Origin of the sequence: Ancylobacter crimeensis (assembly GCF_023016805.1) — a bacterium.
GTDB classification, from domain to species: domain Bacteria; phylum Pseudomonadota; class Alphaproteobacteria; order Rhizobiales; family Xanthobacteraceae; genus Ancylobacter; species Ancylobacter crimeensis.
The window spans coordinates 173,101-191,380 of sequence record NZ_JALKCH010000006.1; the positions used below are offsets into that span (position 1 = coordinate 173,101).

The window sequence follows — 18,280 nt, forward strand, 5'->3', positions numbered from 1 at the left end:
CAGCGCGCATGCCGTACCCGTCAGCCGCCCATCGGCTGCGGCGCAAGCACGGGACCGAGCACGCGCAGTCGGTCGCGCTTGCGCACCGGCACGGGCTTGTAGACCTGCTTGGTCGCCTCCACCACATGCACCCCGGCGAAGGGCAAGGCGAGGCGCGCGCCGGACCGCTCCCATGCGACGGCGGTGCGCAGGAACCAGTTGCGCGCCAGCGGCGGCACATAGAGCGCCTCGCCCCAGCCGACGGGGGTGAACAGCGCCTCGCGCAACAGCACGGTGAGCTGGCTGCGCGAGAAGGGACGGCCATGGCCGAAGGGCGTACCTTCCGCTCGCGCCCAGACGCTGCGCCGGTTCGGCACCACGCACACCAGCCGTCCGCCGGGGGCGAGGATGCGCCAGACCTCCTTCAGCACGTCCGCCGCATTTGGCGTGTTCTCGAGAAGATGCACGGCGATGACGCGGTCGATAACCGCATTGGGCAGCGGCATCTCGGTCTCGTCGACGAGGGCGGCCAGTGTCGGTGCGGCGGAAGGCCAGCGCGTCACGCCCTGCGCGCCGGGCATGAAGGCCAGGGCCCGCTCGCACTCCTCGCGGAAAACGCCGAGATAGGGCGTCGCATAGCCGATGCCGAGAACGGACAGGCCGGTCACGTCCGTCAGCCGCGCACGGATGGCGCGGCCGATCAGCCGGCGGGTGACGACGCCGATCGGCTGGGCGTAATAGCTGCGAAGATCGACGACATCGGGATACATGGCTCTCTCTATAACGTGGCCCGCGCCTTGAAATCACCACGCATTTGCGCCACATAGAGCGGCGTGTACGGGTCCTCCCCGTATCGGGGCCGCGTTGCCCGATTTCCGCTCCGCTCGTCATGCGCTTTGCGCGGCCGTATCGGCGCCGGTTTTCGGCCCCCCTGTCATCCGAAGAGAGCCGACGTCCCAGGCCACGCGGGGTGTCTACCATCCCCCCGCGTCGAGCGGTGCGCGTGCCGGTTTGCCCGGCAGCTCGCCGCCCTTCGCATTTGAAAGTATGCACTTGAACAGCTTTGCCGAGCTCGGCCTTGCCGAGCCCATTCTCAAAGCGCTGGCCGAGGCCAGTCACGAGACCCCGACTCCCATCCAGGCCCAGGCCGTACCCCATGTGCTGGCCGGCCACGATCTGATCGGCATCGCCCAGACCGGCACCGGCAAGACCGCTGCCTTCGCCCTCCCGATCCTCCATCACATCGCCACCGAGCGTCGCCGCCCCGAGCGCCGCTCCGCCCGCGTTCTGGTGCTGAGCCCGACCCGCGAGCTCTCCGGCCAGATCCTCGACAGCTTCCGCCTCTATGGCCGCCATGTGCGCCCGACGACCGCGCTCGCCATCGGCGGCGTGCCGCTCGGCCGGCAGGCCCGCGCCATGATGGCGGGCGTCGATGTCCTCGTCGCGACCCCCGGCCGCCTCGTCGACCTCGTCGAGAACAATGCGGTGCGGCTCGACCTCGTCGAGATGTTCGTGCTCGACGAAGCCGACCAGATGCTGGACATGGGCTTCATCCATGCCATCCGCGCCATCGTCGCCAAGCTGCCGAAGGTGCGGCGCAACCTGTTCTTCTCGGCCACCATGCCGAAGGAGATCGAGAAGCTGGCCAGCGCCCTGCTGACCGATCCGGTGCGCGTCGCGGTGACCCCGGTCGCCAAGACCGCCGACAAGATCGAGCAGAAGGTGATCTTCACCGACCGCAACGGCAAGCCGAACCTGCTCGCCGAGGTGCTGTCCGACGCCACCATCGACCGCGCCCTCGTCTTCAGCCGCACCAAGCACGGCGCCGACCGCGTGGTGAAGGGGCTGGCGAGCGCCGGCATCGGCGCCGAGGCGATCCACGGCAACAAGTCGCAGCCCCAGCGCGAACGTGCTCTCGCGGCCTTCCGCGATGGCAAGGTGCGGGTGCTGGTCGCCACCGACATCGCCGCCCGCGGCATCGACGTGCCGGGCGTGAGCCATGTGGTGAACTTCGACCTGCCGAACATCCCGGAAAGCTATGTCCACCGTATCGGCCGCACCGCGCGCGCCGGCCGCGAGGGCATCGCGATCTCTTTCTGCGACGGCGAGGAGCGGGCCTATCTGCGCGACATCGAGCGCCTGATCCGCCTGCAGATCCCTTCCGAGGATCGCCGCACCGACCGGCGCGAGGATGCCGGCGAGCCGCGTGGGGACGGGCGTGGCGAAGGTCGCAATCAGCGCCGCGACGGTAGCCGCCCTGGCGGGCGTCCCGGTCCACGCAACGGCGAGGCCGGCAATCGCTTCCGTTCCGGCCCGCGCCAGGGCGATGGCGAGAACGGCGCCCGCTCTCCGCGCGGCGAACGCCCGCAGGGCGAGCGTCACGGCGAACGCGGCCATGGGGAGCGCAACCATGGGGAGCGCAGCCATGGGGAGCGCAGCCACGGCGATCGTCCTCACGCCGAGCGTCAGCCCCGCCAGGACGGACATGCACGTGGCGATCATCCGCGTGGCGAGCGTCATGAGCGCGGCGGCGATTTCGCCGGCGTGCGCTTCATGAAGCCGCGCGGCGAGCGCCCGGCTGGCAAGGGCGGCGACGCCCCGCGCCGCGACGGCACCCATGCCGGACGCCGTCCCGCACGTTGACACGAGACAAAGTGCCGCCGCCGGAGTATTCCCCTGCGGCGGCCGCAGCCTTCTTGCCCGAACGTCTTCCGACCTTCGCGGCGAAAAGGCTTCGGCTTGAAGAATTCAGACTGCCATCCGGTCGATGCGGCGATGCCTCCCGACCGGAACGGCGCTGAGATGTTCTGACGAGGAGGCCAGGAATGGCGAAAGAGGAACTGCTCGAGTTCGACGGCACCGTGACGGAAGTGCTTCCGGACGGCAATTTCCGGGTCGTGCTCGACAATGAGCACGAGATTCTCGCCTATGCGGCGGGCAAGATGAAGAAGAATCGAATCCGCACGATCGTCGGCGACCGCGTCGTCGTCGAGATGTCGCCTTATGATCTTGAGCGCGGGCGCATCAATTTCCGCCACAAGACGGGGGGTCCGACCCCGCCGATCGGCAGCGGCCAGCGTCGTCCGCCTCCGGGTCGCCGTCGCTGAGCGGACAACCACGGAACCTCCGGCGATCAGCGGCCGGGCGCGATCTCCCTGCGAGAAGCGCCGGTCGGCATCGCGCGCGAGGAATCGGCATCTGTCCTGCGTGACGCCGCGCCGCGGCGTGCGCCCGTTCCCTCGCCCTCTGCCGTCGTCCCGATGCCGAGCGCGTCGGCAAGATCGGTCGGCCGATCCGGTGGTTCGGCGAGATCGAGATCCGCCGCAACATGGCCGAGATGGGCGTGCATCAGCCGCGCCGCCTCCCCGGCATCGCCTTGCTCGATGGCGGCCACGATGTTGGCATGGTCCTCCGGCGGGCAGCTCTCATGGCCGCCGCGGGCGTAGAGCAGGATCGCCAGCGAGCTGAGCGCCTGCAGTTCGGTGAGCAGTCGCTGGAACACCGTATTGCCCGCAAGCTCGGCCAGGCGGACGTGAAATTCACCCGTCAGGCGCACCAGGGTCGCGCGGTCGCCCGCCGCTCGGGCCCTATCCTCGCGCGCGAGATGAGCCCGGAGGATGCCGGCCTGACAGGCGCACCGCCCCGCGACGAGGGCGGCGATCTCAGGCTCCACGATGCAGCGGGCTTCCAGCACATGGCGCGCGCCTTCACGCGTCGGGGCGGCGACGAAGGTGCCGCGGTTGGCATGCTGTTCGACGATGCCGTCCTGTGCAAGCCGTGCCAGGGCCTGCCGCACGATGGTGCGGCTCACGCCGAAAAGCTGGGCCAGCCGCTCTTCGGTCAGCTTCTCGCCGGGCGGCAGCCGCCGCTCCAGAATGGCATCGAGTATACGGGTGCGAATGACTTCCTCGGCTCGGCCCCGACCCGCGGTAGCTGCGTCTGTCGTCATGCCTCTCGATCGTCCTCGAGTCCCGTCCGACCGGGCGGAATCGCCTCATCGACGGAAACGTGCTTCCATCAAGTGTTCGACGCATTTTCCACGAAAGTCCATCGACCCCTGGGAAAGCTGCCGCCATCGGGAACCGACCGGGCATCATTCACCCTCCGTTGCCGGCAGCCGGCCTTCAGCCGACTGGCCAATCGGCGAGGCGCCAGGCGGAATCCCAGAACATCCATTCGAGCTGGCAGGCCCGCCGATAGGCGGCGTGCATCGCCACGAGGGTGAGGGGATCGGCCTGCGCGGCGGCACGATCCGTGGCCGCGATCGCCGCGCGCACCACATCGTGGAACTCCTCGCCAGCATAGGTGTCGATCCACGCATCGTAGGGGTTCGGCCGCACCGCGCGGGCAAGGATGTCGCGGCCGACTTCGGCATAGATCCAGAAGCAGGGCAGCGTTGCCGCCAGAACCACCGGATAGGGCTCGGCAAAGCCTTTCGCGACAAGGAAATTCACATAGTGATCGCAAACCGGCGAGAGCGGGGTCTGCGTGAAATCCTCCGGAGCGATGCCGAAGCGGACGAAATAATCGTCATGCAACGCGCGCTCCACCACCACGGAATCGTGCGCGGCACGGGAAAACTGCACGATCTCGGCGGCCTCCGGCGCCTTGGCCGCCGCCAGCGCCAATGCGCGCGCAAAGGCGATGAGGTAGTGCGAATCCTGGATGATGAAGTGTCGGAAGCGGTCCAGCGGCAGAGTCCCGTCCGCCAACGCCGTCACGAACGGCATGGTGCGGATCGCCTCGAAGATCGGCAGGGTACGGGACCAGGCGGCGCTGCTGAAGGTTTCGCTCATCTCGCACCCTTTCGACGCGAATGCTGATCCAGGCGGATCGTCTGACGCCCAGCCGGTCGGTCATGACGGGCGCCTTCGCCATGCCGGACGGTGCGATCGTGGATCGCACGGGATATCGGACATGACAATGGCCGGGCAGGACCCGGCCATTTCAAAGAATGTAAGGCGTGGCGCGAAGCGCGCCGACCCTGTCAGTGCGTGACGCGTCCGGCAGCCTCGATGGCAAGCGCTGCGGCCTTGAGATCGCCGAGATAGGTCGCGCGCTTCTGCCGGGTGGCATCGTCGCGGGCGTCCTCGAGATCCTCTTCCGCATTGCGAATCATCTGCGTGAACTGTTCCATGCTGGTTTCCGTCAGCGGAACGGTCATTTCTGCGAGCACCGTCAGTCCCTGCGGGTTGGCTTCGGCGAAACCGCCCCGCACGAACAGCTTCCGCAACGCACCGTCGCCCTTGATCGTCAGCACGCCCGGCTTGAGCGTTGAAACGAAGGGCGCATGGCCGGCGAGCACGGTGAACTCGCCCTCGGCACCCGGAACGATCACCTCAGTAACCGAGCCCGAATAGACGAGCCGCTCGGGCGAAACGAGTTCGAAGGGAAAGCTGGCCATCGTCTACTCCGTGACACCCGGCGCGTGGGACGGGTCGTTGGGCTCCGGCAGAGCGCCACGCGCCGCTGCCGCCCGCTCGAAATGCTCGACCGCCGCGGCAAACTTATCGCGGCAGCCCGGATTGCAGAAACCGACCACCACTCCCCGATAGAGGGTCAGCGAATCGGCCGAGATCGGCTTGCCCGACCACGGACAGCTCTCATTCACCGCGTCGGCAAGCGAGAGCTGTGCCATGTCCGGCATCACGCCGCCTCGGCGGCCAGCTTCTTGCCCTTCTCGATCGCCTCGTCGATGGTGCCGACCATGTAGAAGGCCTGCTCTGGGAGGTGATCATACTTGCCGTCCACCAGCCCCTTGAAGCCCTTGATGGTGTCGGCGAGGTCGACGAGCTTGCCCGGCGAGCCGGTGAAGACTTCGGCGACGTGGAAGGGCTGCGACAGGAAGCGCTCGATCTTGCGGGCGCGGGCCACAGTGAGCTTGTCCTCTTCCGAAAGCTCGTCCATGCCCAGGATCGCGATGATGTCCTGGAGCGCCTTGTAGCGCTGCAGGGTCTGCTGCACCCGGCGGGCGGTGGTGTAGTGCTCCTCGCCGATGACCTGCGGCGAGAGAATGCGCGAGGTCGAGTCGAGCGGGTCGACCGCCGGATAGATGCCCTTTTCCGCGATCGAGCGCGACAGCACGGTCGTGGCGTCGAGATGGGCGAAGGAGGCGGCCGGAGCCGGGTCGGTCAGGTCGTCGGCCGGCACGTAGATCGCCTGCACCGAGGTGATCGAACCCTTGGTGGTGGTGGTGATGCGCTCCTGCAGCGCACCCATGTCGGTCGCCAGCGTCGGCTGGTAGCCCACCGCCGAGGGAATGCGGCCGAGCAGCGCCGACACTTCCGAACCCGCCTGGGTGAAGCGGAAGATGTTGTCGACGAAGAACAGCACGTCCTGGCCCTGGTCGCGGAAATGCTCGGCGACGGTGAGGCCGGTCAACGCGACGCGGGCACGGGCGCCCGGCGGCTCGTTCATCTGGCCATAGACCAGCGCGCACTTCGAACCGGCCGAGGAGCCGCCGTTCTCGTGCGGATCGACGTTCACGTTCGACTCGATCATCTCGTGATAGAGGTCGTTGCCCTCACGGGTGCGCTCACCCACGCCGGCGAAGACGGAATAACCGCCATGCGCCTTCGCGATGTTGTTGATGAGCTCCATGATGAGCACGGTCTTGCCGACGCCGGCGCCGCCGAACAGGCCGACCTTGCCGCCCTTGGAATAGGGCGCCAGCAGGTCCACCACCTTGATGCCGGTGACGAGGATCTCGGCCTCGGTTGACTGCTCGGCATAGGAGGGGGCCGGCTGGTGAATGGCGCGCATCGTCTCGCCGGTCACCGGGCCGGCCTCGTCGACCGGCTGGCCGATGACGTTCATGATGCGGCCGAGGGTGGCGTCGCCGACCGGCACCATGATCGGGCCGCCGGTGTCGCTGACCTCCTGGCCGCGCACCAGGCCTTCGGTCGAGTCCATCGCGATGGTGCGGACGGTGTTCTCGCCGAGGTGCTGCGCGACCTCCAGCACAAGGCGGTTGCCCTGGTTGGTGGTCTCGAGCGCGTTGAGGATTTCGGGCAGGTGATCGTCGAACTGGACGTCGACGACGGCGCCGATGACCTGGGAGATCCGTCCCTTAGCGATGGCCATTTCAGTCTCCTAAATCTTATCCGCTGTCGACGTCGATTACAGCGCTTCCGCGCCGGAAATGATCTCGATGAGTTCCTTCGTGATCATGGCCTGGCGGGTGCGGTTGTAGGTGAGCGTCTGCTTCTTGATCATCTCGCCCGCATTGCGGGTCGCATTGTCCATTGCGCTCATGCGCGCGCCCTGTTCGGAGGCGCCGTTCTCGAGCAGAGCCTTGAAGACCTGCACCGCGAGACTGCGCGGCAGCAGATCCGCGAGAATCTCGCTTTCGTCGGGCTCATATTCATAGACCGCCGCAGCGCCATCCGCCGGCTTCGCTTCCGGGAAGGTGGCGGGAATGATCTGCTGCGCCGTCGGGATCTGCGAGATCACCGACTGGAAGCGGCTGTAGAACTGGGTGGCGATGTCGAATTCGCCGGCTACGAACATGGCCGAGATCTTCTCCGCGATCGCCTGGGCATCGGCAAATGTCACGCCCTTGTTGGCGCGCAGTTCGACGAAGTCGACGATCTGGTTCGGGAACAGCCGACGCAGCGGGTCATGCCCCTTGCGGCCGACGCAGAAGATCTTGACGGTCTTGCCCTGGTTCATCAGGGCGAAGGCGCGATCGCGCGCCATGCGCACGATCGAGGAGTTGAACGCGCCGCACAGGCCGCGCTCGGCGGTGAGCACGAGCAGCAGGTGCGTCTGGTCCTTGCCGGTGCCGGTGAGCAGGAGCGGCGCGTCGGGCCCGCCCGCGATCCCCGACGCGATGTTGCCGAGCACGCTTTCCATGCGCTCGGCATAGGGACGCGCCGCCTCGGCGGCCATCTGGGCGCGCCGCAACTTCGCGGCGGCGACCATCTGCATCGCCTTGGTGATCTTCTGCGTCGCCTTAACCGAGGCGATGCGGTTGCGTAGGTCCTTCAGGCTGGCCATGTGAGCCGATCCGCTTCCGCGCCGCTCAGGCGAACGACTTGGCGAAGGCGTCGAGCGCCGCCGTCAGCTTCGCGGTGGTGTCCTTGGACAGCTCCTTCGAGGTGCGGATGGTGTCCAGGATGTCGGCGTGCTTGGAGCGCAGGAACAGCAGCACGCCATCCTCGAACTCGCGAACCTTGGAGACCGGGAGCGGATCGAGATAGCCGTTGGTGCCGGCGAAGATCACCACCACCTGCTCCTCGACCTTGAGGGGCGAGAACTGCGACTGCTTCAGCAGCTCGGTCAGGCGGGCGCCGCGGTTCAGCAGCTTCTGGGTCGAGGCGTCGAGGTCCGAGCCGAACTGGGCGAAAGCGGCCAGCTCGCGATACTGGGCGAGCTCGCCCTTGATCTTGCCCGCGACCTGCTTCATCGCCTTGATCTGCGCCGAGGAGCCGACGCGCGAGACCGAGAGGCCGACATTCACCGCCGGGCGGATGCCCTGGAAGAACAGGTCGGATTCGAGGAAGATCTGGCCGTCGGTGATCGAGATCACGTTGGTCGGGATATAGGCCGACACGTCGTTGGCCTGGGTCTCGATGACCGGCAGGGCGGTCAGCGAGCCGGCGCCGTTCTCGTCGTTCAGCTTCGCGGCGCGCTCCAGAAGGCGGGAGTGCAGGTAGAACACGTCGCCGGGATAGGCTTCGCGGCCCGGCGGGCGGCGCAGCAGCAGCGACATCTGGCGGTAGGCCACGGCCTGCTTGGACAGGTCGTCGTGGATGATGAGCGCGTGCATGCCGTTGTCACGGAAGAACTCGCCCATCGCGGTGCCGGCGAACGGCGCCAGGAACTGCATCGGGGCGGCGTCCGAGGCGGTGGCCGCGACGACGATGGAGTAGTCGAGCGCGCCCTGCTCCTCGAGCACCTTCACGAACTGCGCGACGGTGGAGCGCTTCTGCCCGACCGCGACATAAACGCAGTAGAGCTTGGCCTTCTCGTCGGTACCCTGGTTGATGGGCTTCTGGTTCAGGATGCTGTCGAGCGCGATGGCGGTCTTGCCGGTCTGGCGATCGCCGATGATGAGTTCGCGCTGGCCGCGGCCCACCGGGATGAGGGCGTCGATCGCCTTCAGGCCGGTCTGCATCGGCTCGTGGACCGACTTGCGCGGAATGATGCCGGGCGCCTTCACGTCGACGCGGCGACGCTCGGTGGATTCGATCGGGCCCTTGCCGTCGATCGGATTGCCGAGGGCGTCGACGACGCGGCCGAGCAGGCCCTTGCCGACCGGCACGTCGACGATGGCGCCGGTGCGCTTGACGGTCTGGCCTTCCTTGATCTCGCGGTCGGAACCGAAGATCACGATGCCGACATTGTCGATTTCGAGGTTGAGGGCCATGCCGCGCACGCCGCTCTCGAACTCGACCATTTCGCCGGCCTGGACATTGTCGAGGCCGTAGACGCGGGCAATGCCGTCACCGACGGAGAGGACCTGGCCGACCTCGGAAACTTCGGCTTCCTGGCCGAAGTTCTTGATCTGCTCCTTGAGGATCGCGGAAATTTCAGCGGCGCGGATATCCATCAGCGAACCTCTTTCATCGCAGTGCGGATCGAATTGAGCTTGGTCCTGAGCGAGGCGTCGACCAGGCGCGAGCCGATCTTCACCTTCAGCCCGCCGAGCAGGGAGGGATCAACGGAGACGTCGAGCCGGACATCCTTGCCGGTCATCGCGTCGAGGGCGCCCTTCAGCGTCGCCGCATGGGCGTCGGAAAGCGGCTGGGCGACGGCCACCTCGGCGACCACCTCGCCCTTGTGGGCGGCGACCAGCGCGTTGTAGCCGCGGATGATCGCCTCGACGGCGAACAGGCGGCGATTGGCGGCAACCGTCTTGAAGAAATTGCCGGACAGGCCGGAGATGCCCGCCTTGGCGAGGAGAGCGGCGATCGCCTTCTCCTGTTCCTCGGACGTGAAGACAGGACTGCGCACGAGACGCTTCAGGTCGTCGCTCTCCGCGAGCAGAGCCACGAACGCGTCGAGGTCGGCCTTCACCGCATCGATGGCACCAGCCTCGCGCGCAAGCTCGAACAGAGCATTCGCGTAGCGTCCCGCCACCCCGGAAATCAATGTCTCGGCCACCGTGCCTCTCTCGGCTTGGCTCGGCCCGCGTCGGTGCTTGCGCGCCGCATCGGGGCCATGAACATTTGCAAGGGTTTCGACCGGACCCGGAAATTCGGAAAAGCCCCCATCCCCGAACGGTCGGCGGGTTCCCTAACACGGCTTCCACCGTGCTGCAACACGATGCGGCGACCGTGGAGAGACTCCAGATGACGTTGCGCAGCCTTGCTCATGCGCCGTCGCCGGAAACGAGCAAATTCATGCCCTTGGACCGAGTGCGGCGCATTGCTGCACCGCGCCGTCGCACCACCTGCTCAGTTCCGCGCGACCCGGAGCGCCGCCGCTGCGGCAACCGGCCCCAGCACCAGCGCGCCGAGCGCGAGACCGAGAAGGATTCGAAACGGCGTGCCGAAGGGCACCGGGCCGGTTATCGCCGCGGTGGTCGCGGCCACGCCGAAGATCAGCACCGGAATGGTGAGCGGCATCACCAGGACCGCCACCAGCAGGCCGCCGCGCCGGAAGGCACCGGCGAAGGCCGCCCCGATCAGGCCGAGAAAGGTGATGGCGGGCGTCCCCGCCAGCAGGGTCGCGACCAGCGCGCCGGTCGCCTTCGGCTCGATGTTGAGAAGCAGGGCCAGCAGCGGTGCCGCCGCGACGAGCGGCAGGCCGGTCGCGATCCAATGGGCGAGGCCCTTGGCGGCGGCGACCAACTCGAGCGGCAGATCCAGCGTGAACATCAGGTCCAGCGAACCGTCCTCGCCATCGGCGGCGAACAGGCGGTCGAGCCCGATCAGCGAGGCGAGCAGCGCGCCGATCCACAGGATCGCGGGCCCGATCCGCCCGAGCAGGGCAAGGTCCGGCCCGATGGCGAAGGGCGTTACCACCACGACCGCCAGGAAGAAGACGACACCGAGCCCGGCGCCGCCACCCGCCCGCAGCGCGAGCGCCAGATCGCGGCGCAGCACCGCCAGGAAGGCCCCCATCATGCCGGCACCTCCTCGACCGCGATGCGGCCGAGCCGGAGTTCGCGGGTGCCGGACAGTCCCAGCGGGGCATGGGTGGCGGCGACGATGAGGCCGCCGCGCGCCAGATGAGCCTGCATGATCTCGGCGAAGCGCGCCTGCGCGCCGACGTCCAGCGCGGTGGTCGGCTCGTCGAGCAGCCAGAGGGGGCGATGCGCCACCAGCAGCCTGGCAAGCGCCAGACGGCGCTTCTGTCCCGCCGACAGGACGGCGACGGGAAGACCGCCGAGACCGCCGAGACCGACGGTCTCCAGCGCCTCCTCGACGCCGAGCCCGCTGCGACCGAGCACGTCGCGCCAGAAGGCAAGGTTGCGCGCGGCGGGGAGCGCCGCCTTGTGTGCGTCGAGATGGCCGAGATAATGCGCCTGCTCCGCCACGCCCGCCTCCGGATCGGCGCCCTCGCCTTCGAGCCGCACGGCGCCGGCCGTGGGCACCGCAAGACCGGCGATGAGGCGCAGCAGCGAGGATTTACCCGCCCCGTTCGGCCCGGTGACGAGGAGAGCGGTGCCGGCCTCGACGGTGAAATCGAGCGCGGCGAACAGCCGGCGCAGGCCGCGCGTACAGGCGAGGCCCTCACCGACCAGGCGCATGATCCCGCCCGTTCCGGTCCCCTGCCACCTCCCGGCGCGCCACATCGCAATGCGCAATTCGTCGATGCACCGCACCAACCCCCTATGATCGTCGTTTGAAATAGCTCTATATAGATTTTCGAACGACGCGCCGTCCCACGGAAGCCCGACGAGCTATAGCCCGCCCGTGTGCTTCCCTCCAAGCCCGCCCTGGGACCCGGTCGGTACGTCGCTGGGACCATACAATCGGGGACCTGTCCAAAGTGACCGCGCTCGACAGCTTCAAAAGCCGCAAGACCCTCACCGTCGGATCCAAGACCTACGTCTATTTCAGCCTTCCCGACGCCGAGCGAAACGGCCTCGAGGGCGTGTCCGCGCTGCCCTTCTCGATGAAGGTGCTGCTGGAGAACCTGCTGCGCTTCGAGGACGGCCGCTCGGTCACCAAGAACGACATCGTCGCCATCAAGGATTGGCTGGTCAATCGCGGCAAGGCGGAGCGCGAGATCGCCTACCGCCCCTCGCGCGTGCTGATGCAGGACTTCACCGGCGTGCCGGCGGTGGTCGACCTCGCCGCGATGCGCGACGCCATGGTGAATCTCGGCGGCGACCCCAAGCGCATCAACCCGCTGGTGCCGGTCGACCTCGTCATCGACCATTCCGTGATCGTGAACTTCTTCGGCAACAACGCCGCCTTCGGCAAGAATGTCGAGGAGGAGTACAAGCAGAACCAGGAGCGCTACCGCTTCCTGAAATGGGGCCAGTCGGCGTTCGACAATTTCCGCGTGGTGCCGCCGGGCACCGGCATCTGCCACCAGGTAAACCTCGAATATCTGGCCCAGACCGTCTGGACCCGGGATGAGGACGGCGAAACCCTCGCCTATCCGGACACCTGCGTGGGCACCGATTCGCACACCACCATGGTAAACGGCCTCGGCGTGCTCGGCTGGGGCGTGGGCGGCATCGAGGCGGAGGCGGCCATGCTGGGTCAGCCGGTCTCCATGCTCATTCCCGAGGTCATCGGCTTCAAGCTCACCGGCCGGCTGAACGAAGGCATCACCGCCACCGACCTTGTGCTCACCGTCACCCAGATGCTGCGCAAGAAGGGCGTGGTCGGCAAGTTCGTCGAGTTCTTCGGTCCCGGCCTCGACCACCTCTCGCTGGCCGACCGCGCCACCATCGGCAATATGGCGCCCGAATACGGCGCGACCTGCGGCTTCTTCCCCGTGGATTCGGAGACGATCGCCTATCTCGACGAGACCGGCCGCAGCGACGAGCGGATCGCGCTGGTCGAGGCCTACTCCAAGGCGCAGGGCATGTGGCGCCACGAGGGCACCGCTGATCCCGTGTTCACCGACATCCTCGAGCTGGACATCTCCTCGGTGCTGCCCTCGCTCGCCGGCCCCAAGCGCCCGCAGGACCGGGTGCTGCTTTCCGGCACCAAGGCGGGCTTCCTCTCGGCGCTGGAAGGCGAGTTCAAGAAGGCCGGTGAGGCCGCCAAGCGGGTGCCGGTGGAAGGCACCGACTACACGCTCGGCCATGGCGACGTGACGATCGCCGCCATCACCTCCTGCACCAACACCTCGAACCCCAGCGTGCTGATCGCCGCCGGCCTGCTCGCCCGCAACGCGGTCGCCAGGAGGCTGACCTCGAAGCCGTGGGTGAAAACCTCTCTGGCGCCCGGCTCGCAGGTCGTCGAGGGCTATCTGAACGCCGCTGGCCTGCAGCATGACCTCGACGCGATCGGCTTCAATCTGGTCGGCTTCGGCTGCACCACCTGCATCGGCAATTCCGGCCCGCTGCCGGAGCCGATCTCGGAAGCCATCAACAAGAACGACCTCGTCGCCGGCGCCGTCATCTCCGGCAACCGCAACTTCGAAGGCCGCGTAAACCCGGATGTGAAGGCGAACTACCTCGCCTCGCCGCCGCTGGTCGTCGCCTATGCGCTGGCGGGCTCGCTGCAGATCGACCTCACCACCGAGCCGCTCGGCACGGGTTCGGACGGGCAGCCGGTCTATCTCAAGGACATCTGGCCCTCGAACCAGGAGATCGCGACCTTCATCCGCGAGAACGTCACCAAGAAGATGTTCCAGGAGAAATATGCCGACGTCTTCAAGGGCGACGAGAACTGGCAGAAGATCGCCGTCCCGCAAGGCGAGACCTATGCCTGGGACGACCGCTCCACCTATGTGCAGAACCCGCCCTATTTCGAGGGCATGGGCATGGTGCCGGAGCCGGTCACCGATATCCTCTCGGCGCGGGTGATGGGCCTGTTCCTCGATTCGATCACAACCGACCACATCTCTCCGGCCGGTTCGATCAAGGAAGCGAGCCCCGCGGGCGTCTATCTGCGCGACCACCAGGTGCGCCCGGCCGACTTCAACCAGTACGGCACCCGGCGCGGAAATCATCAGGTCATGATGCGCGGCACCTTCGCCAATATCCGCATCAAGAATCAGATGCTGGGCGGCAAGGAGGGCGGCTTCACCCGGCACTGGCCGGACGGCACCGAAATGCCGATCTACGACGCCGCCATGCTCTACAAGAGCGAGGGCGTACCGCTCGTGGTGTTCGCCGGCAAGGAATACGGCACTGGCTCCTCGCGCGACTGGGCGGCCAAGGGCACCAAGCTGCTCGGCATCCGTGCGGTGATCGCCCAGAGCTTCGAGCGCATCCACCGTTCGAACCTCGTCGGCATGGGCATCGTGCCGCTGGTGTTCCAGGGCGAGGATTCCTGGCAGACGCTCGGCCTCAAGGGCGACGAGATCGTCACCATTCGCGGCATCGAGGGCGACCTCAAGCCGCGCCAGACGCTAACCGCCGAGATCCGGTTCGGCGATGGGAGCGTGAAGAACGTGCCGCTCACCTGCCGCATCGACACGCTGGACGAGCTGGATTACTTCCGCAATGGCGGCATCCTGCAATACGTGCTGCGCAATCTTGCGGCGTGACGTGATGGGGAGGGTGGCGATCGGAGCCGAGCCGCCGCCCTTCCCACCTCACCTTTCCGTGCAGCGGCGACACCCGAATGTGACTGGTGCCGCCGGCCGCCCCGGCCTTAATGGCAACGAAGCTGCTGAAGCGACAAGCCAGTGATCTGCCTCCGGGAGCCGCCTTGCACCTGATCTCCGCCTCGACGCCGGGTCCGGCTGCGCACAGCGCCACCCGATCTCTCCGCCCCGCATGGCTCATACCGCCATTGGGGCTGGCGATGTTCGTCGGCATGCTGGCGAGCGTTCTCGCTCCCTTCGCCGCATGGGCCGACAGCACTGCACCAGCGACGCCCACCGGGCCTGGCGCCACCAGCGCCATTCCCGTTGCGGTGGTCGAACTCTACACCAGCCAGGGCTGCTCCTCCTGTCCGCCGGCCGACACCCTTCTCGGCGCGCTGGCCGCGACACCGGGTTATGTGCCCCTCACGCTGGCGGTGGATTACTGGGACTATCTCGGCTGGAAGGACACGCTGGCCAAGCATGGCCATTCGGTGCGGCAGAAGGCCTATGCCCGGATGCGCGGCGACGGCAAGATGTTCACACCCCAAGTGGTGATCAACGGCCAGATGATGACGGTCGGCAACGACAAGCCGGCGCTCGATGCCGCGCTCGCCAAGGCCCCGCCCCTCACGGTGCCGGTCAGCGTGATGCAGTCGGACAATGATCGTCTCGCCATCACCATCGGTAACGGGCTCGGCGCCGGAGAGGTGTGGCTCTGCCCGGTCAGCCGCAGCGAGACCGTGAAGATCGGTCGCGGCGAGAACGAGGGCACGACAGTCGACTACCACAATGTCGTGCGCGGCTGGTTCAAGCTTGGAGACTGGACCGGCGGCAAGGCCCGCTTTACCGCCAGGCTGGACGAATTGCGCGGCGAGGATGTGGATGCGGTGGCGGTGCTGGTGCAATCGGGCACCGCGGTCGCCCCTGGCCCGATCCTCGGCGCGGCGCTGATGCCGATCTCGCGCTGACGCCCCTCACCCCTTCCGCTCATGGCCCGCCTATGTGCAAAGAAAAAGGGCCGTGCGAACGGCCCTGAGAAACATTGGTCGGGGGATTGAACCAAGAACATATCGGAGGCCGGTCCGCCGGACACCCAGGGGGCTGGGGGCTGGGGAACCGGATGCCCTACGGACCGGCCCACGCGATGGTGACGTTATCGGCCGCCCGCTTGGCGTCGGAAGGGCCGAATTCGGGCGACTTCATGAAATCGGTTACGAGCGCGTGATGTGCCGATGATCGCACGGGGTGACTTGATGCCCGGCGAGAGCGGAGTGATCATGACCGGCCGGTGACACGTCGCCCCGTGCGTCGCCCGTCGGGCCGGCCGCTGATGGCCGCGCGCACGAATGCCGCGGCGAAGCGAGGAGGGGAGGACCGCGTGGCGGACATCGAACCCATAGCCTTTCCCGGTCAGGCTGCCGCGGGCGAGCGCCCGGCCTGCGTAACCTTCGACCGGCGCGAACTGGACCGCATCCTCGATCTCTACGGACGCATGGTGGCCATCGGCGAATGGCGCGATTACGCCATCGACTTCCTGAAGGACCGGGCGGTGTTCTCGATCTTCCGGCGCTCCACCGAATATCCGATCTACCGCATCGAAAAGGATCCCCGCCTCAGCCGCAAGCAGGGTGCCTATGCGGTGGTGTCGCAGACCGGGCTCATCCTCAAGCGCGGCCACGACCTCGCCCGCGTCATCGCGGTGCTCGACAAGCCGCTGCGCGCCGTGAACTGAACACGTGGGGGCGGCGCACTCTCTCTGGACTTCCGCCCTCCGCTCATGGCACATAGCGGCGTGCCCACGTACCGAGCCGGATTCTTGCCCGACAGGATTCTCGCGACGCCGGATCTTGCATGGTCGAGGGCCCGCTGCGGGTGTGGCGGAACCGGTAGACGCGGCGGACTCAAAATCCCCTTACGAAAAATTTCGAACGAAAAAATATCAATAAAATCAAAAACATTTGCAATTTCAAACGCGCCTGATACCCTTACACATGTCTTACACATTTTGGCATATGAATGGAGCTCGAAACGCACAGTCTGATGGATGGCAAACTCCACGTTTACAAACGGGAGAATAGTCGGTTCTGGCAGTGCTCGACCTACATGGGTGGCCGCAACCATCGCGCGACCACCAAGGAAGAAAGCCTTCTACTCGCTCAAGAGTTTGCGCGCGAATGGTATATGGAGCGTTACGTCGAAGAGCGTCACCGCAGGCGTAATGGCGCTCCGCTGAACGGCACCGTTCAGCGCTCTTCGGTCGGAACCGACACGCCGCCCGATAGGCGGCGCAGGCGAACGCCGAGCGGCCCAACATTCGATGAGGCCGCCGACACCTTTTTCAAGGAGTACGAAATCAGCGTCGCTGGCGAGCGCAACGCCGCCTATGTGGCGCAAAAGCGTATGCAGATCGACGTGCACCTGAAGCCATTTTTCGGCGCCGGTAAGCCGGTCGCCGACGTAACGGAAGGGAAAGTTCAGGACTACCGCGTGCATCGCCTGACTTCGCGCATCAACCCCAAGACGGGAGAGGTGCGCCGCCCGGCGCGCAGCACCCTGCACAGCGAAATCGTCACCCTTCGTCAGATCCTCAAAACGGCGAAGCGCAAGCAGTGGATCGAGGTGGTACCCGACCTGTCTGCCGCTTACAAAACATCAGGGAAGGTCGAGCACCGAGCGTGGTTCTCGCCCGAGGAATACCGGACCCTCTACGAGGCAACCCGCGAACGCGCCAAGGACCCACCGAAGGAGCGCTGGCGCGAGGTGTGCGAGAATTTCCATGACTACGTGCTGTTCATGGTCAACACCGGTCTCCGGCCCGACGAGTCCGCCCGGCTCGAACTACGCGATGTCAAAGTGGTGAAGGATGAGGAAACGGGCGAACGTATTCTTGAGATCGAGGTTCGCGGCAAACGTGGTGTCGGTCACTGCAAAAGCATGCCGGGGGCCGTTCACCCGCTTGAACGACTTCGCAAACGCAAACAGCTATCGCCTACCTCCAAGATTTTTGGCAAAACGCCCCGCGAATTGATGAACACGGTTCTGGACGAACTGGAACTGAAGTTCGATCGCGATGGGCATGTGCGTACCTGCTACAGCCTGCGCCACACTTATATTTGTATGCGCCTTCTTGAAGGAGCGGATATCTACGCACTTGCCAAGAACTGCCGTACAAGCGTTGAGATGATCGAAAAACACTACGCTGTTCATTTGAAGAACATTATTAGCGCAGCCTCAGTCAATACGCGAAAAATCAAGCCGAAATCAGTGAACCCGAACAAACTTAAGCCAAAGTCACGCAAGTAAATTCAAGCAGCGTTTATCGGTTGCGCCACCAGCAAGGCCGCTATATAGCGTGGATCTGATATGCGGGCGTGGCGAAACTGGTAGACGCACGGCACTCAAAATGCCGCTCCCAAAAGGAATGTCGGTTCGATTCCGACCGCCCGCACCATTTCCCACTCTCTATCGGCATGCAGCCTCCCTCGAACGGGGGAAGGCCCCGAACGGATCATGCCGCCGTTACCGCCAGTCATTGCCATGACGGAAGGGTCCGTACGGCTCCGGTAAAGGGATGATGGTGTCGGTTCTGGCTTGTCCGGACTTAAGCCCTTCGGACGCACAAGACACTCATCAA

17 protein-coding genes and 1 tRNA gene are annotated in these 18,280 nt (G+C 66.2%); 7 read left to right on the forward strand and 11 right to left on the reverse strand.

Going from position 1 to position 18,280, the window contains the following annotated elements; all coding sequences use genetic code 11:
• Positions 1–20: 20 nt before the first annotated feature.
• Positions 21–749 (reverse strand): class I SAM-dependent methyltransferase, encoded by a 729-nt coding sequence (locus MWN34_RS10485; protein WP_247029045.1) that lies wholly within the window; start codon positions 747–749, stop codon positions 21–23.
• A gap of 277 nt (positions 750–1,026) precedes the next feature.
• On the opposite strand from MWN34_RS10485, the gene MWN34_RS10490 reads away from it, so the two are divergent.
• On the forward strand, positions 1,027–2,622 hold the full coding sequence (locus MWN34_RS10490) for a DEAD/DEAH box helicase (RefSeq protein ID WP_247029047.1): 1,596 nt from the start codon (positions 1,027–1,029) through the stop codon (positions 2,620–2,622).
• Between the two features lie 182 nt (positions 2,623–2,804).
• Entirely contained in the window at positions 2,805–3,086 is a 282-nt protein-coding gene (gene infA, locus MWN34_RS10495) for a translation initiation factor IF-1 (RefSeq protein ID WP_013168254.1), read from the forward strand.
• A 26-nt stretch (positions 3,087–3,112) separates the two neighbouring features.
• Here the strand turns inward: infA and MWN34_RS10500 are convergent, their stop codons facing one another.
• The 10 genes from MWN34_RS10500 to ccmA form a co-directional block, all read right to left on the reverse strand.
• On the reverse strand, positions 3,113–3,928 hold the full coding sequence (locus tag MWN34_RS10500; RefSeq protein ID WP_247029049.1) for a GntR family transcriptional regulator: 816 nt from the start codon (positions 3,926–3,928) through the stop codon (positions 3,113–3,115).
• 175 nt (positions 3,929–4,103) lie between these two features.
• Positions 4,104–4,775, reverse strand: a complete 672-nt coding sequence (gene tenA, locus MWN34_RS10505; RefSeq protein ID WP_247029051.1) for a thiaminase II — start codon at positions 4,773–4,775, stop codon at positions 4,104–4,106.
• A gap of 191 nt (positions 4,776–4,966) precedes the next feature.
• Entirely contained in the window at positions 4,967–5,383 is a 417-nt protein-coding gene (locus MWN34_RS10510) for a F0F1 ATP synthase subunit epsilon (protein WP_247029053.1), read from the reverse strand.
• A 3-nt stretch (positions 5,384–5,386) separates the two neighbouring features.
• Positions 5,387–5,626 carry an eL24 family ribosomal protein gene (locus tag MWN34_RS10515; protein ID WP_247029055.1) on the reverse strand — a complete coding sequence of 80 codons (240 nt, stop codon included), beginning with the start codon at positions 5,624–5,626 and terminating at the stop codon, positions 5,387–5,389.
• Positions 5,626–7,062, reverse strand: a complete 1,437-nt coding sequence (atpD, locus tag MWN34_RS10520; RefSeq protein WP_247029057.1) for a F0F1 ATP synthase subunit beta — start codon at positions 7,060–7,062, stop codon at positions 5,626–5,628. The genes MWN34_RS10515 and atpD overlap by 1 nt, the downstream gene beginning before the upstream one ends.
• A gap of 36 nt (positions 7,063–7,098) precedes the next feature.
• Positions 7,099–7,977 carry a F0F1 ATP synthase subunit gamma gene (locus MWN34_RS10525; protein ID WP_247029058.1) on the reverse strand — a complete coding sequence of 293 codons (879 nt, stop codon included), beginning with the start codon at positions 7,975–7,977 and terminating at the stop codon, positions 7,099–7,101.
• Between the two features lie 25 nt (positions 7,978–8,002).
• Entirely contained in the window at positions 8,003–9,532 is a 1,530-nt protein-coding gene (atpA, locus tag MWN34_RS10530) for a F0F1 ATP synthase subunit alpha (RefSeq protein WP_247029059.1), read from the reverse strand.
• The gene (locus MWN34_RS10535) at positions 9,532–10,086 is read right to left on the reverse strand and encodes a F0F1 ATP synthase subunit delta (RefSeq protein ID WP_247029060.1); all 555 of its coding nucleotides are present in this window, start codon (positions 10,084–10,086) and stop codon (positions 9,532–9,534) included. Before MWN34_RS10535 ends, atpA begins: the two co-directional genes overlap by 1 nt.
• Positions 10,087–10,379: 293 nt before the next feature.
• The gene (gene ccmB, locus MWN34_RS10540) at positions 10,380–11,048 is read right to left on the reverse strand and encodes a heme exporter protein CcmB (protein WP_247029379.1); all 669 of its coding nucleotides are present in this window, start codon (positions 11,046–11,048) and stop codon (positions 10,380–10,382) included.
• A complete protein-coding gene (gene ccmA, locus MWN34_RS10545; RefSeq protein ID WP_247029061.1) occupies positions 11,048–11,677 on the reverse strand; it encodes a heme ABC exporter ATP-binding protein CcmA in 630 nt (209 codons plus the stop codon). The genes ccmB and ccmA overlap by 1 nt, the downstream gene beginning before the upstream one ends.
• Before the next feature lie 242 nt (positions 11,678–11,919).
• Here ccmA and acnA point away from each other — a divergent pair, with 242 nt between their 5' ends.
• The 5 genes from acnA to MWN34_RS10570 all read left to right on the forward strand — a co-directional run bounded on the left by acnA (position 11,920) and on the right by MWN34_RS10570 (position 18,097).
• Positions 11,920–14,604, forward strand: coding sequence for an aconitate hydratase AcnA (gene acnA / locus MWN34_RS10550; protein WP_247029062.1), 2,685 nt, complete (start codon positions 11,920–11,922; stop codon positions 14,602–14,604).
• 260 nt (positions 14,605–14,864) lie between these two features.
• Positions 14,865–15,614: a DUF1223 domain-containing protein gene (locus tag MWN34_RS10555; RefSeq protein ID WP_247029063.1), complete on the forward strand. Its 750-nt coding sequence runs from the start codon at positions 14,865–14,867 to the stop codon at positions 15,612–15,614.
• Positions 15,615–16,024: 410 nt separating this feature from the next.
• Complete coding sequence (locus MWN34_RS10560) at positions 16,025–16,378, forward strand: DUF2794 domain-containing protein (RefSeq protein ID WP_247029065.1); 354 nt, start codon at positions 16,025–16,027, stop codon at positions 16,376–16,378.
• A 284-nt stretch (positions 16,379–16,662) separates the two neighbouring features.
• A complete protein-coding gene (locus MWN34_RS10565) occupies positions 16,663–17,949 on the forward strand; it encodes a site-specific integrase (protein WP_247029066.1) in 1,287 nt (428 codons plus the stop codon).
• Positions 17,950–18,011: 62 nt separating this feature from the next.
• Positions 18,012–18,097: transfer RNA gene (locus tag MWN34_RS10570), tRNA-Leu, on the forward strand.
• The last annotated feature ends 183 nt before the right edge of the window (positions 18,098–18,280 follow it).